Source organism: Haloarchaeobius litoreus (assembly GCF_024495425.1).
GTDB lineage: Archaea > Halobacteriota > Halobacteria > Halobacteriales > Natrialbaceae > Haloarchaeobius > Haloarchaeobius litoreus.
On record NZ_JANHJR010000003.1, the window covers coordinates 229,353 to 243,163 of the forward strand.

Here is a 13,811-nt window from a genome sequence, read left to right on the forward strand (position 1 = left end):
TGGACGAAGAGCATTTTAATGATTCGGCCAAACCGTCCCGAGAGACGGCGACGTACAGCCCACCCGAAACCGAGCTAGGGACCGACGCCGTCGTCTACTTTCACTTTCACCACGCTAGGCTGGCGATTATGTGTCGCGTGACCCTACAGAGGCGTATGGCCACCCAGGACATCGGCGAGACGCTCGACGCCGCCAGGCTCGCGGCCGCCAGCGACGACTACGACGCGCTGGAGTCCGCCGGGCTCCGGCTGGTCGCGCTCGCCCGTCGCCACCGCCAGGAGGCACGCCGGGCGGACGCCGACTGAGCACACCCGACGGCGCGCCGACACCGGCGCGACGGGTCGCACGACCTGCCGCACTCGCCACGTTTTACACCGCTGGCTGCCACAGTCTCCGCCATGGCCAGCGACCCCGACGCTGCCCGCGACCGCGACACCACGCTCGACGCTCGCGACGCGGCGGCGACCTACGACTACCGGAGCGACGACGTGGCCCGTCCCGACCTCGTCGACGCGCTCTCCAGCCGGGTCGACGGCGACGTGCGCTTCGACTCCTACTCACGCCAGCTGTACGCGACCGACGCGAGCATCTACGAGCAGCTACCCGTCGGCGTCGTCTTTCCGCGCTCGACCGACGACGTGGCCGCCGTCGTCGGCTACTGCGCCGACGAGGGTATCCCGGTGCTGCCACGCGGCGGCGGCACCTCGCTGGCCGGACAGACGGTCAACGAGGCGGTCGTGCTCGACTTCACGCGGTACATGGACACCGTCGAGTCGCTCGCGCCCGACGAGCGACGCGCCCGCGCCCAGCCCGGCGTCCGCCTCGGCGACCTGAACGACCGGCTCGTCGAGGACGGCCTGAAGTTCGCACCCGACCCCGCCTGGGGTGACAAGAGCGCGCTCGGCGGCGCAATCGGCAACAACTCGACGGGCGCGCACTCGCTGCGCTACGGGAAGACCGACGCCTACGTCGAGTCCTGCGAGGTCGTCCTGGCCGACGGCACCGTCGTCGAGTTCGGCGAGATAACGGTCGACGAACTCCACGAGCGGGCCGACCCAGACGGCGACCTCGAAGCCCGCATCCACGCCGAGGTCGCCCGGGTCCTCGACGAGGAGGCCGACGAGATACGCGACCGCTACCCCGACCTGAAGCGCAACGTCTCGGGCTACAACCTCGACTGGCTCGTCGAGGACGCGGAGGGGGCGACCCGCGACGTTGGCGAACCGGACGCCGACGGCGGGACGGTCAACCTCGCGAAGCTGCTCTGTGGCAGCGAGGGCACGCTCGCCGTCGTCACCGAGGCAACGGTGTCGCTCGAACCCGTCCCCGAGACGAAGTCGCTCGCGCTGCTGTGCTACGACGACCTCGTGACCGCGATGGCGGACGTGCCGGCCATCCTCGAACACGACCCCGCCGCGGTCGAGCTCGTCGACGAGGTGCTGCTCGACCTCGCGCGGGACACCGCCGAGTTCGCCGACGTTGCCGGTCGACTGCCCGAGGGGACCCGGGCGACCCTGCTCGTGGAGTTCTACGCCGGGGACGATGTCGCGAGCGAGCGCGCGGTCGCGTCCCTGCTCGCGGACCGAGTGCCCGCAGTGGTCGAGGGTGGCGACGCGGCGGCCGAGGACGCCGCGAGCGACGAACCACCCCGCGCCTTCGACGCCCTGGAGGCCCACGACGACGATGAGCGTGCGGAGATCTGGAAGCTCCGGAAGTCCGGGCTCCCGATCCTGCTCTCGCGGACCAGCGACGCGAAGCACGTCTCGTTCATCGAGGACACCGCCGTCCCGCCCGAGTCGCTGCCCGAGTTCGTCGAGGGCTTCCACGAGATCCTGGACGAACACGACACGTTCGCGAGCTTCTACGCCCACGCCGGGCCGGGCGTGCTCCACGTCCGCCCGCTGGTGGACGCGAAGACGACGGCGGGCGTCGAGTCGATGGAGTCCATCGCCGACGCCGTCACCGACCTCGTGGTGGAGCTGGGCGGCTCGGTGTCGGGCGAGCACGGCGACGGGCGCGCCCGCACCCAGTGGAACCGGAAGCTGTACGGCGACGAGCTCTGGGAGACGTTCCGCGAGCTGAAGTCGGCCTTCGACCCGGACTGGCTCCTCAACCCGGGGCAGGTCTGTGGCGACGTAGACATGACCGAGAACCTGCGCCACGGCCCCGACTACGCGTTCGACGCGGGCTTCGAGCCCGAACTGGAGTGGGACAACGAGAACGGCTTCCAGGGGATGGTCGAGCTCTGTCACGGCTGTGGGGGCTGTCGCGGCGACCAGCACACCACCGGCGGCGTCATGTGCCCGACCTACCGGGCCAGCCGCGAGGAGATCACCTCGACCCGTGGCCGCGCCAACATGCTCCGGTCGGCGATGGCCGGCGACCTGCCGGACGACTCGACGAGCGACGAGTTCGTCGACGAGGTGCTCGACCTCTGCATCGGCTGCAAGGGCTGTGCCCACGACTGCCCGAGCGAGGTCGACATGGCGAAGCTCAAGGCCGAGGTCGTCCACGAGTACCACGAGCGCGAGGGCGTCCCCCTGCGCGACCGCCTCTTCGGCCGCATCCACGAGCTCTCGCGAGTCGGCAGTGCACTCGCCCCGGTCTCGAACTGGCTGGGCGATCTCGGCCCCGCCCGTGCCGTCGGCGAACGACTGCTCGGCATCGACGCCGAGCGCTCCCTGCCGACGTTCCACCGCGAGACGTTCCGCGACCGGTTCGCGGCCCGTGGGGGCCCCGCAATCCCCGAACACGAGGCCGACCGCAGGGTGGTGCTCTACCCCGACACGCACACGAACTACACCGACCCCGACGCGGGGATGGCCGCCGTCGAGGTGCTGGAGGCCGCTGGCGTCCACGTGCAGGTGCCGGACGGCGTCGGCGACACCGGCCGACCGGCGTACTCGAAGGGGCTGCTCGACGCGGCCCGCGAGACCGCACGCGAGAACGTCGCTCGGCTCGCACCGCGAGTACGAGACGGTTGGGACGTCGTCCTCGTCGAGCCGTCGAACGCCGTGATGCTCCAGTCGGACTACCCGGACCTGCTCGGTGGTGACTCGGTGCGCGACCTCGCCGATGCGACCTTCGGCGTCTGCGAGTACCTCGACACGTTCCGGCTGGACGACGACATCGCGTTCGACGCGCCCAGCGAGTCGCTCACCTACCACGGCCACTGCCATCAGAAGGCCACCGCGAAGGACCACCACGCCGTCGCCGTGCTCCGGCGGGCGGGCTACGCGGTGGACCCGCTCGACTCCACCTGCTGTGGCATGGCCGGGAGCTTCGGCTACGAGGCCGAACATCGCGGCATGAGCGCGGCCATCGCGCGCATCCTCTACGACCAGGTCGACGAGAGCGACGGCGACCGCGTCGTCGCACCCGGCGCGTCCTGTCGCACCCAGCTCGCGGACCGCGACGTGCTCGGCGACGCGGCGGTGACGGCGGGCGAGCCACCGACTCCAATCGTACGCCTCGCAGACGCACTCGACCGGGGATAGCGGTTGGCAATACTACAAGAATCGCACGTGTTGCGGCCGGAGAGAGCTTTTTTACGCTGGATTCCGTAGCCTCGAATGGACGCACTCGCACGCTCCATGGTTCACCTGTCCGCGTGCGTCCACCCCGTCCGCCCCGGTCCCGCGCCGTTCCCGTCGGCACGAACCGGGGCATTGACGCTTCTCCAGTCCGAAGCCGTGGCCATGACAGCAACCACGGGCCTCGACGAGCGCCGGACGGTGCTCGCCGGGCTGACCGTCGCGTTCGCCGTCATCGTTCCCGGGGTGCTCAAGTATCTGCTGACGAGCGCGGGCTTTTCCTTCCTCGGAACGGTGGTCTGGGCGCTCGGGTACGGTAGCTTCGCGCTGGCGTTCTGGTACGCCTTCATCCGACCCATCGACCTGACCGGTCCAGAATAGCGTCCTTTCGTTAGCGTTAAGACTGCACCGCCGGGAGACGATACTAGAAATGAACGGGCTCGCACTGCAGGTCATCGACAGCTTCCTGCTCAACTACAACGTGGGGCAAGCGCTCCTCTTCGTGTTCGTCCTCTCCGTACTCGGGACGCTCCCGCTCAAGTCCCTGAAGACAGTCGGCCTCGTCGTCGTCACCTTCGGTGCGATCTTCGTGGTGACGCCGTCGAGCCTCGCCCCGGTACAGTATCGGTTCCTCGGGCTCGGCCTGCTCGTCGTGGGGCCGATGCTCGTCGTCATGGCGAACAAGTAGACCGGCAGCCGTCTCCCGTTCTCTCGACCGTTTCGACGAAGAAGACGACCGCGTCCCCTACAGCAGCGCTTCCATCTCGTCGAGGTAGTCGCCGTACGTGTCGAGTGCCGCCTGGATCGGTTCGGGTGAACTCATGTCGACACCCGCACCCTGGAGCAGTTCGAGGGGGTACTCGCGCGAGCCCTTCGCGAGGAACTCGCGGTAGTTCGCCGCCGCCTCGGGCTGGTCGTCGTCCAGTATCTTCCCGGCGAGCGCGACGGCCGCCGAGATGCCCGTCGCGTACTGGTAGACGTAGAACGAGTAGTAGAAGTGCGGGATGCGCATCCACTCGCGGGTGATGTGCTCGTCCACGTCGGCGGGTTCGTAGAACTCGCGCTTGAGGTCGCCGTAGGTCTCGTCGAGCGCGTCGGGCGTGAGCGGCTGGCCCGCCTCGACCATCTCGTGGGTCCGGTGCTCGAAGTCGGCGAACATCGTCTGCCGGTACAGCGTCGAGCGCACCCGCTCCAGGTACTCGTTCAGGACGTGCCGACGGAACTCCTCGTCCTCGACGGTCTCGAGCAGGTGCTGGGTGAGCAGCGTCTCGTTGACCGTCGAGGCGACCTCCGCCACGAAGATCTCGTAGCCCGAGTAGATGTAGGGCTGTTCCTGCTTCGTGTACTGGCTGTGCATCGAGTGGCCCAGCTCGTGGGCCAGGGTGAACATCGAGGAGATGTCGTCCTGGTAGTTCATCAGGATGAACGGCTGGGTGTCGTACGTACCGCCGGAGTACGCCCCCGAGCGCTTGCCCTGGTTCTCGTACACGTCGACCCAGCGGGACTCCAGCCCCTCGGCGACGCGCCCCTGGTACTCGTCGCCGAGCGCGCCGAGCGCTTCGACGATGTACTCCGTGGCCTGCTCGTACGCCACGTCGGGGCTCTCGGTCTCGGTCATCGGCATGTAGAGATCCCACATCGCCAGCTCGTCGACGCCGAGCGCGTCGGCCTTCAGCTCGGCGTGGCGGTGGAGTTTGTCGAGGTTGTCACGCACCGTCTCGAGCAGGTTGTCGTACACCTCGACCGGGACGTTCGGCCCGTCGAGCGACGCCTCGCGGGCGGTGTCGTAGTTCCGGGCCCGCGCCAGCTTCACGTCCGCCTTCACGGAGTTCTCGTACGCCGTCGCGACCGTGTTGCGCACCTCTCCCCACTCTTCGAAGTAGCCCTCGTACACCTCCTGGCGGAACTCGCGGTCGGGCTCCTTCAGCAGGTTCGTGAAGTTGCTCTGGGTGATCTCGACCGCGTCCCCGTCGGGCTTCTCGACGGTCGGGAACTCCATGTCCGCGTTCGAGAGCATCGTGTACACCTCGCCGGTGCCGCCGGTCACCTCGGAGAGGTCGGCGAGCAGCTCCTCGACCTCCGCCGAGCGCGTGTGGGGCTTCATCCGCAGCACGTCGTCCAGGTAGTGGTCGTACTCGGCGAGGCCGTCGGTCGATTCGACCATCGACTCAATCTCCTCGCGCGTCGCGGACTGGATCTCCGGCTCGATGAACGACGCCGCGCTGGAGGCGTCCGCGGAGAGCGACTGCGCCCGCGTGCTGTAGCCCTGGTACGTCTGGTCCGTCGTGTCCTCGTCCTTGCGCATCCGGGCGTACGCCACGACCGTCGCCACCTCGCGCATCACCTCGTCGCGGAGTTCGAGGACCGCGAGGAGGGTTTCGCCGTCCTCCGTGACCTCCCCTTCGTAGTGTTCGAGGTCTTCGAGTCGCGCCTCCACGTCCTCGAAGGCCGCCTCCCACTCCTCGTCCGTCGCGTAGACCGATTCGAGGTCCCACTTGTACTCGGTGTCGACCTCGGACCGCTCGGGAACTGAGCTCATGTGTTTCGGTTCGGAACCCGGCGTTCGTAAGCTTTGTCACCTTCTCTCGTCCCCGGGGAGCCCGCCGCCATCCCGGGGTCTGCTGGCTGTCGCTCGCCAGCAGCCCGCCCTCGACACAACACGTTTCCCGTCTCCGCACGCACAACCTGTCATGACCGACGTAGACACGGTCCTCGGCAGACTCTGGCGCGACGACGAACCGTGGGACGTGCTCAGCTCGCTCTGCGAACTGGACGACAGGCTCGCGGGTCACCACGGCGAGGCGCGCGCGGCCGACCTCGTCGGTGGCGCGTTCGAGACCGCCGGGGTCCGCAACGTCACGGAGTTCGCGGTGCCGATGACGCGCTGGACCCGCGGCAGAACCGAGTTCGGCGTCGTCGAGCCCACGCCCCGCACCTTCGAGGCCATCGCGCTGCCGTACTCGCCCGCCGGCGAGGTACGAGCCCCCATCGTCGACGTGGGCTACGGCACGCCAGAGGAGATCGACGAGGCCGACGTGGAGGGAGCCGTCGTCGTCGCGAGCACGGACACCCCGCCGGACCGCCGCATCGTCCACCGGATGGAGAAGTACGGCCACGCGGTCGACGCCGGCGCGGAGGCGTTCGTCTTCGCGAACCACGTCTCCGGGCAGCTCCCGCCGACGGGCTCGCTCCGGTTCGACGAGGGCGGCGCAGTACCCGGAATCGGCGTCTCCCACGAGACCGGCGAGTGGCTCCGCCGGTACGCCGAGCGCGACGGCGCGGTCCGGGTGTCGGTCGACGCGACGAGCGACGAGGGCGAGACGCCCGTCGTCCACGGCAGTCTCGGGCCGGACACCGACGAGGAGGTCCTCGTCCTCGCACACCTCGACGCCCACGACGTCGGCGAGGGTGCGCTCGACAACGGCTGCGGCGTCGCGGTGGTCGTCGGCGTCGCCCGCGCGCTCTCCGAACTCGAACTCGGCTGTCGGGTCCGCGTCGCCGCCGTCGGCGGCGAGGAGGTCGGCCTCATCGGGAGCCACGGACTGGCCCGCGAGCTCGATACCGGCTCCGTGCGGGCGGTCGTCAACGTCGACGGCGCGGGCCGGCACCGGGACCTCGTCGCGTTCAGCCACGGCAGCGACGAGCTCGCCGGGCTCGTCGAGGAGCTGGCCGACGACACCGACCACCCGGTGCAGGTGCGACCCGACCCGCACCCGTGGAGCGACCACTGGCCGTTCCTCACGGCGGGTGTGCCCGCGCTCCAGCTCCACTCCGACAGCGGCGAGCGCGGCCGCGGCGTCACCCACACCCGCGCCGACACGCTGGACAAGGCCGACCCCCGGAACCTTCGCAGTCACGCGATGTTGACGAGTCTGCTGGTCCAGCGACTGACCGAGACACAGCCCGGCCGGGTCTCGCGGGCGGACCTGCTGGATGCCCTCCGCGACCAGGAGTACGAGCCGGGGATGCGCGCCGCCGGCGTCTGGCCGGAGTCCTGACTCAGTCCCCGTCGACACCGTCCGCGACCCGCCTGCAGAGCCGGCTCCGGGTCGTCGCTCGCGCCGCCCGGTCGCCGAACACCTCCCGGACGCTCTCCGTTCCTCGCGAGTCCGGCTCGAAGTCGAGACCGAGGTACTCGGCGTCGACGAACACCAGCCCGCCCGGCGGAGCCGGCGGCGGGATCTCGTGGTCCGGGAGCGTCCCCGGTGTGAGCACGCTGTCGACGCGCCCGACCGGCACTTCCCGGGTGGCGACCGCCCGCACCAGCGAGACGAGCCGCCGGACGAGCTCGTGGAGGAAGCCGTCGCCGCGGACCCCGAGGACCAGGAAGTCGTCGTCGCGCTCGACCGTCGCGGTCGTCAGCGTGCGGGTCGTGTTCCCGGCCGAGACCGCCGAGAGGTCCCGGAAGTCGTGGGTCCCGCGGAGCCGGTCGACCGCCTCGCCGGCCAGTTCCAGGTCGGCGTCGGGCGCGTACAGGTGGTACTCGTACGCCCGGCTCGCTGCGTCGTGGGTCGCGTGGAATCCGTCGGGAGCGTCGGCGTACGCCCACGCCCGCACCGACGCCGGCAGCTCGCCGTTGTACGCCCGGGGCGTGAGCCAGTCGGGAGCGTCGAACGCGACGGTCTGGCCGAGCCCGAACACGCCCGCGTCGGTCCGGCCCGCGGCCGCGTAGCCCGAGGGCTTGTCCGCGTCGTCGGCGAGCACACCGAGGTCTCGCAGCGCGTCGAACAGCGTGTCCTCGACCGTCGGGACCGACGGCTGGCGCTGGAAGCCGTGGAACGGCCGGCCGTCGTAGGCGACTCGGAAGGCGCGCCGTGGCACGGCCGGTGGTTCGCCGCGGTCGAGTATAATCCCCTCGTCGCCCTAGTGCGGGCGGCCGCCAACAGGGTTAGGAGCCCCCGCACACACCTACGGGCATGGAGACGTTCACGGGCGCGGAGGTCGCGGAGGTGGTCGGCGCGGACCTCGCCGCACAGCTCGGTGTCGACGAGGGCGAGTACACGGCCGACGAGGTGGCCCGAATCACGGACGTACTGGGCGAGAGCGCCCAGCTCGCGGAGGCGGTGGCCGAGGGCGAGGCGGACCTGGCGACGCTCTTTACGCCCGCGTTCATGGCCGCCTACACGGAGTTCGGCGACTTCGAGTCGTTCCTCGAAGCGAGCCCGTGGACCGGGAGCGAGATCGCAGCCGCGTTCGCCGGCGAGAGCCCGGACGGCGAGAACCCGGCCGCGGCGAACAGCACGTTCCTCGCGCGGACGACCGACTTCGAGACGCCGGGCGCGATGGTCCAGACGGCCATCATCGACCGGACGCGACGGGAGATAGAGTCGAACTGAAACCGCGGCCGCCTACTCCGCGAACGTGCCGTACGTCGGGCGGTCGTGCTCGCCCGGGAACTCGTCGACCGGCGCGGTGGTCTCGTCGCCGGATTCCATGTCCTTCACCGTCACCTCGTCGTTCTCCAGGTCGTGCTCGCCGACGACGACGACCGTCTCGGCGTTGATGGAGTCCGCGTAGCCGAGCTGTGCGCCGAAGCTCCGGCTGGAGACGTCCGTCTCGACGACGTGGCCGCGCTCGCGCAGGTCGCGGGCGACGCGGGCCGCCACGGGGCGGGTGTCGCCGACGGAGAGGACGTAGTAGTCCGTCGAGACGGCCTCCTCGGGCCAGACGCCGGCGCGCTGGAGGAGGAGGGGGAGCGTGGAGTTCATCACGCCCGGCGCGACGCCGACCGCGGGCGTGGGCTGGCCGCCGAAGGACTCGATGAGGTCGTCGTAGCGCCCGCCGCCGAACACCGCGCGGGAGACCTCGCCCGTTGAGTCGAAGCACTCGAAGACGACGCCGGTGTAGTAGTCGAGTCCCCGGGCCGTCGTCAGCGATACGTCGCAGAACTCGCGCACGCCGAAGTCGTCCGCAGCGGCGAGCACGTCCTGCAGGTTGGTGACGGCGTCGTGGACCTGCTCGCTCTCGGACCACTCCGTGAGCGCGTCGAGGTCGTCGTCGCCGGCGAGCAGCAGGTCGTCGAACTCGCGGGCCTGGTCGTACGTGAGCCCGGCGTCGTACAGCAGGTCGAGGTACTCGTTCTCCTGCACCTTCGCGCGCTTGTCCACCGCGCGGATGGCATTCGTCGTGTCCACGTCCGCGTCGAACTCCCGGAGCAGCCCCCCGAGGATGTCACGGTGCGAGACGCGGAACTCGAACTCGTCGCCCGAGAGCCCGAAGTTCGTCAGCATGTCCGCCGCGAACGAGAGCACCTCGGCGTCCGCCTCCGGTTCAGCCGACCCGAAGATGTCGACGTTCGTCTGGTAGAACTCGCGGAACCGGCCCTGCTGGACCTGCTCGTAGCGCCAGAACGGCCGCGTCGAGAACCACTTGATGGGTTTGGAGAGCTCCTGCTGTTTCGCGACGACCATCCGCGCCACCGTCGGCGTCAGCTCCGGCGTCAGCGAGACGTCCCGGCCGCCCTTGTCCTCGAACGCGTACAGCTCCTCGACGATCTCCTCGCCCGACTTGTCGACGTACATCTCCGTTCGTTCGAGCGCCGGTGTCGAGATTTCGCGGAAGCCGTAGCTCCGTGCCGTGTCCTCGACCGTGTCGATGACGGCCCGGTAGGCCGCCATCTCCGCGGGGTAGACGTCACGGAACCCTTTGAGTCCCTCGTACATGGAGCGGGATTCGGTCAGCGCGCGCTTGAAAGCTTCCATCATCGCTTGTCGTGGGTGGATTCGTGTTCCTGAAGTTAGTCGTGGGAACAGACTGCTCCTCGAACAGCCAGAAACGCTCGGCGGTCGTGGGACTCGCTTGCATCGAGAACAGCCAGAAAGCCCCTGCCTGCTCGGCTCCCGGGACCCCGACTGCGCTCCTCGTGCCTGCGGTGCTTGTCGGGTCCGGGTTCGCCGAGCAGGCACCCCTTTCATCCCCCCCCCAACCGAACAGCACCGCACCTCACGCCTCCCCAGCCGACTGCGATGCTCGCTTCGCTGCGCTTCTCGTCCCTCGCACGGATGGCTCGCGGCCTCACTTCGTTCGGCACGCTCGCCAGCCGCGCGCCACGTGGAAAATCGGGGAATCGTCGTTACCGCAGTCCGATACCTGGCGTGTCGTCGAGCTCGATAGAACCACCCGCCCGCACAGGCCCGTCGTACGGGTCGGAGTCGTCGGCGAGCAGGAGCGAGCCGTCGAGGTCGACGTAGTCACAGAGCGGCGCGAGCTGTCCGCCGGCGGAGATGGCGGCGTCCGTCTCGATCATGCAGCCGAGCATGACCTCCAGCCCGTGGGCGCGGGCGGCGTGGACCATCCGGCGGGCCTCGACGAGCCCCCCGCACTTCATCAGCTTCAGGACGGCCACGTCGGCGCGGTCGGCGACGGCGGGCACGTCCGGCAGGGTGACGCAGGACTCGTCGACGGCGACCGGGAGCGGGGAGTGCTCGTAGACGTAGCGCAGGCCCTCGGGGTCGGCCGCGGGCACGGGCTGTTCGAGGAACTCCACGTCGTAGTCGGCGAGCCACTCGGCGTTGGCGACGGCCTCCTTCGGCGTCCAGGCCTCGTTTGCGTCGAGGCGCAGGGTCACGTCGGGGGCGGCCTCGGCGACGGCGTCGACCCGGGCGCGGTCGTCGTCGGTGCCGACCTTCACCTTCAGCGTGGTGTAGCCGGCGTCGGCGGCGCGTCGCGCGCCGTCGGCCATCGTCTCCGGGTCGCCGATGCCGACGGTGTAGGACGTATCGGGGGTAGCGTCGGGGTCGAGCCCCCAGTACCGCCAGAGGGGGAGGTCGACCCGCTTGCCGACGAGGTCGTGCAGCGCGATGGAGACCGCACAGCGCGCCGCGGGGTTGCGCCCGAGTTCGTGGGCGAGCTCGCGCTCGACGCGCTCCACCTGGAACGGGTCGTCGACGGCCTCGACGGTGGGCCGGAGGCGCTCGATGGCGGCCTCGACGGTGCCCGCGGTCTCGCCGTAGTGGGTGGAGGGGGCGGCCGCGCCGACGCCCTCGTGCTCGCCGTCCGCGAGCCGGACGACGACGTTGTCCGTCTTGTCGGTGGACCCCCGCGAGATGGTGAACGTCTCCGCGAGTTCGAGGGAGACGCGCTCGACGGTGAGCTTCATCGGATCGCCTCCAGCACGTCGTCGGCCCCGAAGCGCACGAGGTCCGTCGCGGGTGCGTCGAGCGCGTCGGCGAACTCCCCCACGGCGTCCTGGGCTGCTTCGTCGTCCTCGACGCCGACGGTGTTCAGTGCGCCCGCGACGACGCTCGCCTCGCGGACCGGCGCGGCCAGCTCCTCGTACAGCTCGACGTACGTCTCGACGGGCTGGAGCGGGAAGGACTCGTAGCCGTGGACCGCCTCGCGCCCGGCCTCGTGGCAGAGCACCAGCGAGTCGGGCTGTGCGCCGTGGAGGATGCCACAGGTGACGGCGGAGTACGCCGGGTGGACGATGGAGCCCTGGCCCTCGACGAACAGGTAGTCGTGCTCCTCGCCCTTCTCCAGAATCATCGACTCGACCGCGCCGGCGGTGAAGTCGCTGACGACACGGTCGACGGGCACGCCCCAGTTCTCGATCATGATGCCGGTCTGGCCCGTCGGAACCACGGCCGCGTCGTGGCCGGCCGCCCGGGCGGCCTCACAGAGCTCCATCGTCGCCGTCATCTTCCCGACCGAGCAGTCCGTCCCGACGGTGAGCACGATCTCGGCATCGACCTCGCCCGCCACTCCCTCGGCGACGGTCAGGTCGTCCGGCGGCTTGCGCACGTCCCAGATGTCACAGCCGTGCTCGTCAGCGAGGTTGCGGAACTCGCTGTCCGTCTCGAGGAAGTAGTGCAGGCCGGAGACGAGGTCGCAGCCGTTCCGGAGCGCCGTCCGCACGTCGTCGCGCCAGGACTCCTCGAAGCCGCCGCCGATGGGCGCGATGCCCACGACCAGCGCGTCGCAGTCGGGCGCGTCGGCCATCGACGCGACGACCGGCGCGTCCTGCACGTCGCCGACGAAGTCGGTGACCCGACTGCCGGCGTTGTCGCGGTCGAGCACCGCGACGACCTCGTCGTCGCTGTAGCGGAGCAGCCCGAGCGCGGTCTTCGCGCGGTCGGGGAACTTCTCGTGGGCGAGGATGGCGATTCGCATGGTCGGGCTTCGCCGGGTGGCGGGAAAAACGTTCTCAGGGAGGCAAGGTGGTCGGATCTCGGACCACGGGAGGAGTCGCCTGCCTCGGCCATCTCGGCCCCGGAGTTTACAATAGACGTAAACTTTAGCCGGCGAGGGGTCCGTCGCGTGGGAGTGAGGGTGCCGTCGAGTCATGGCCCTTCTCGCCGTCTTCGAACCACCATCACCCCACAGAGACGACGCTCAGAACGTCGACAGTCGGGTCGTGAAGAACTCGTGCAGTGCGGCGTCCAGCCCCGCCGCACCGCTCTCGCTCACGTCCACGGCCGCCGTGGCCGCCGCCTCGTCGGAGAACTCGCCGACCAACCGCCGGTCGCCGACGACGAACAGCCGGTCGGCATCCCGCTCCGCGATCGCCTCCCGACACTCCGCGAGATGGTCCTGGATCTGCTCGTCGCGGATGCGCTCGAACCGGCCCTGCGAGAAGCCGCCCTTCGAGTGGTCGCTCTTCACGTCGCTCTCGAACGAGCGCATCGAGCGCCGCTCGCGGCCGTCGTACTCGCCGATTGCGAACACGTCGGCGCGGACGAGCGCGAGGGCGAACCGGCCCGTCGGCTGGCACCACGACCGGTCGATCCGGGCCGAATCGCCCCACTCGCAGAACGGTTCGGGCTGGACCGGCGGTTCCAGCACCGCGGAGACGAGCCCGGCGTCGTCGGCGTAGACGAGGCAGGGCGCGGCCTCCTCGGCGAGCCGGGCGCGGTCGCCGAGCAGGTCGTCGACGGCGTCGGGTGCGCCCTCGTCGTCGCCGATAGCCGCCGAGAGGAAGCCCTCGGCCTCGGTCTCGACCGATTCCAGCCGTGTGAGCACCGTGTCGAGTCGCTCGGCGTGGAGGTCCGTCCGACTCCGAAACGCGAGGTCGTCGCCGTCGTCCTCTCGACGGTCGAGCTCGCCCTCGAGCTGGGCGATGCGGTCCTCCAGCCGGTTGACGCGCTCCTCGGCGTCCTGTCTCGCGCTGACGGCGTCTGTGCGGCGCTCGGACTCCGCCTCGAGCTGGGCCGACAGACGCTCGGTCTCCGCCTCCAGCTCATCGATGCGCTCCTTCAGCGCCGCGCGGCCGAGCAGCTCGTCGAGCATCGTACGCATCCGGGAAGGCCGCGCACTTCTAGGTTGCGCAGTCGGGCCGCCCGT

At 70.0% G+C, this 13,811-nt stretch carries 12 protein-coding genes; 6 read left to right on the forward strand and 6 right to left on the reverse strand.

All coding sequences use genetic code 11. The features are described 5' to 3' along the window. Window positions 1-155: 155 nt before the first annotated feature. From NOW55_RS13570 to NOW55_RS13585, 4 genes are all read left to right on the forward strand, one after another. Entirely contained in the window at window positions 156-305 is a 150-nt protein-coding gene (locus NOW55_RS13570; RefSeq protein ID WP_256400650.1) for a hypothetical protein, read from the forward strand. Between the two features lie 93 nt (window positions 306-398). Further along, window positions 399-3,497 carry an FAD-binding and (Fe-S)-binding domain-containing protein gene (locus NOW55_RS13575; RefSeq protein WP_256400651.1) on the forward strand — a complete coding sequence of 1,033 codons (3,099 nt, stop codon included), beginning with the start codon at window positions 399-401 and terminating at the stop codon, window positions 3,495-3,497. 201 nt (window positions 3,498-3,698) lie between these two features. Further along, a complete protein-coding gene (locus NOW55_RS13580; protein ID WP_256400652.1) occupies window positions 3,699-3,914 on the forward strand; it encodes a DUF7996 family protein in 216 nt (71 codons plus the stop codon). 49 nt (window positions 3,915-3,963) lie between these two features. Continuing rightward, entirely contained in the window at window positions 3,964-4,221 is a 258-nt protein-coding gene (locus NOW55_RS13585; protein WP_256400653.1) for a DUF8006 family protein, read from the forward strand. Between the two features lie 57 nt (window positions 4,222-4,278). On the opposite strand, the gene pepF is transcribed toward NOW55_RS13585, so the two are convergent. Beyond that, window positions 4,279-6,072 (reverse strand): oligoendopeptidase F, encoded by a 1,794-nt coding sequence (pepF, locus tag NOW55_RS13590; protein ID WP_256400654.1) that lies wholly within the window; start codon window positions 6,070-6,072, stop codon window positions 4,279-4,281. A 151-nt stretch (window positions 6,073-6,223) separates the two neighbouring features. Here pepF and NOW55_RS13595 point away from each other — a divergent pair, with 151 nt between their 5' ends. Beyond that, window positions 6,224-7,531 (forward strand): M28 family peptidase, encoded by a 1,308-nt coding sequence (locus NOW55_RS13595; RefSeq protein WP_256400655.1) that lies wholly within the window; start codon window positions 6,224-6,226, stop codon window positions 7,529-7,531. A gap of 1 nt (window position 7,532) precedes the next feature. Here the strand turns inward: NOW55_RS13595 and truA are convergent, their stop codons facing one another. Next, complete coding sequence (truA, locus tag NOW55_RS13600; RefSeq protein ID WP_256400656.1) at window positions 7,533-8,354, reverse strand: tRNA pseudouridine(38-40) synthase TruA; 822 nt, start codon at window positions 8,352-8,354, stop codon at window positions 7,533-7,535. 95 nt (window positions 8,355-8,449) lie between these two features. Here truA and NOW55_RS13605 point away from each other — a divergent pair, with 95 nt between their 5' ends. Beyond that, the gene (locus NOW55_RS13605; RefSeq protein WP_256400657.1) at window positions 8,450-8,869 is read left to right on the forward strand and encodes a hypothetical protein; all 420 of its coding nucleotides are present in this window, start codon (window positions 8,450-8,452) and stop codon (window positions 8,867-8,869) included. 12 nt (window positions 8,870-8,881) lie between these two features. On the opposite strand, the gene hisS is transcribed toward NOW55_RS13605, so the two are convergent. From hisS to NOW55_RS13625, 4 genes are all read right to left on the reverse strand, one after another. Beyond that, window positions 8,882-10,195, reverse strand: coding sequence for a histidine--tRNA ligase (gene hisS, locus NOW55_RS13610; RefSeq protein WP_256400658.1), 1,314 nt, complete (start codon window positions 10,193-10,195; stop codon window positions 8,882-8,884). A 410-nt stretch (window positions 10,196-10,605) separates the two neighbouring features. After that, the gene (locus NOW55_RS13615; RefSeq protein ID WP_256400659.1) at window positions 10,606-11,631 is read right to left on the reverse strand and encodes a dipeptide epimerase; all 1,026 of its coding nucleotides are present in this window, start codon (window positions 11,629-11,631) and stop codon (window positions 10,606-10,608) included. Beyond that, window positions 11,628-12,641 carry an N-acetyltransferase DgcN family protein gene (locus NOW55_RS13620; protein ID WP_256400660.1) on the reverse strand — a complete coding sequence of 338 codons (1,014 nt, stop codon included), beginning with the start codon at window positions 12,639-12,641 and terminating at the stop codon, window positions 11,628-11,630. Before NOW55_RS13620 ends, NOW55_RS13615 begins: the two co-directional genes overlap by 4 nt. A gap of 222 nt (window positions 12,642-12,863) precedes the next feature. Beyond that, the gene (locus tag NOW55_RS13625; RefSeq protein ID WP_256400661.1) at window positions 12,864-13,757 is read right to left on the reverse strand and encodes a Vms1/Ankzf1 family peptidyl-tRNA hydrolase; all 894 of its coding nucleotides are present in this window, start codon (window positions 13,755-13,757) and stop codon (window positions 12,864-12,866) included. Window positions 13,758-13,811 lie beyond the last annotated feature (54 nt).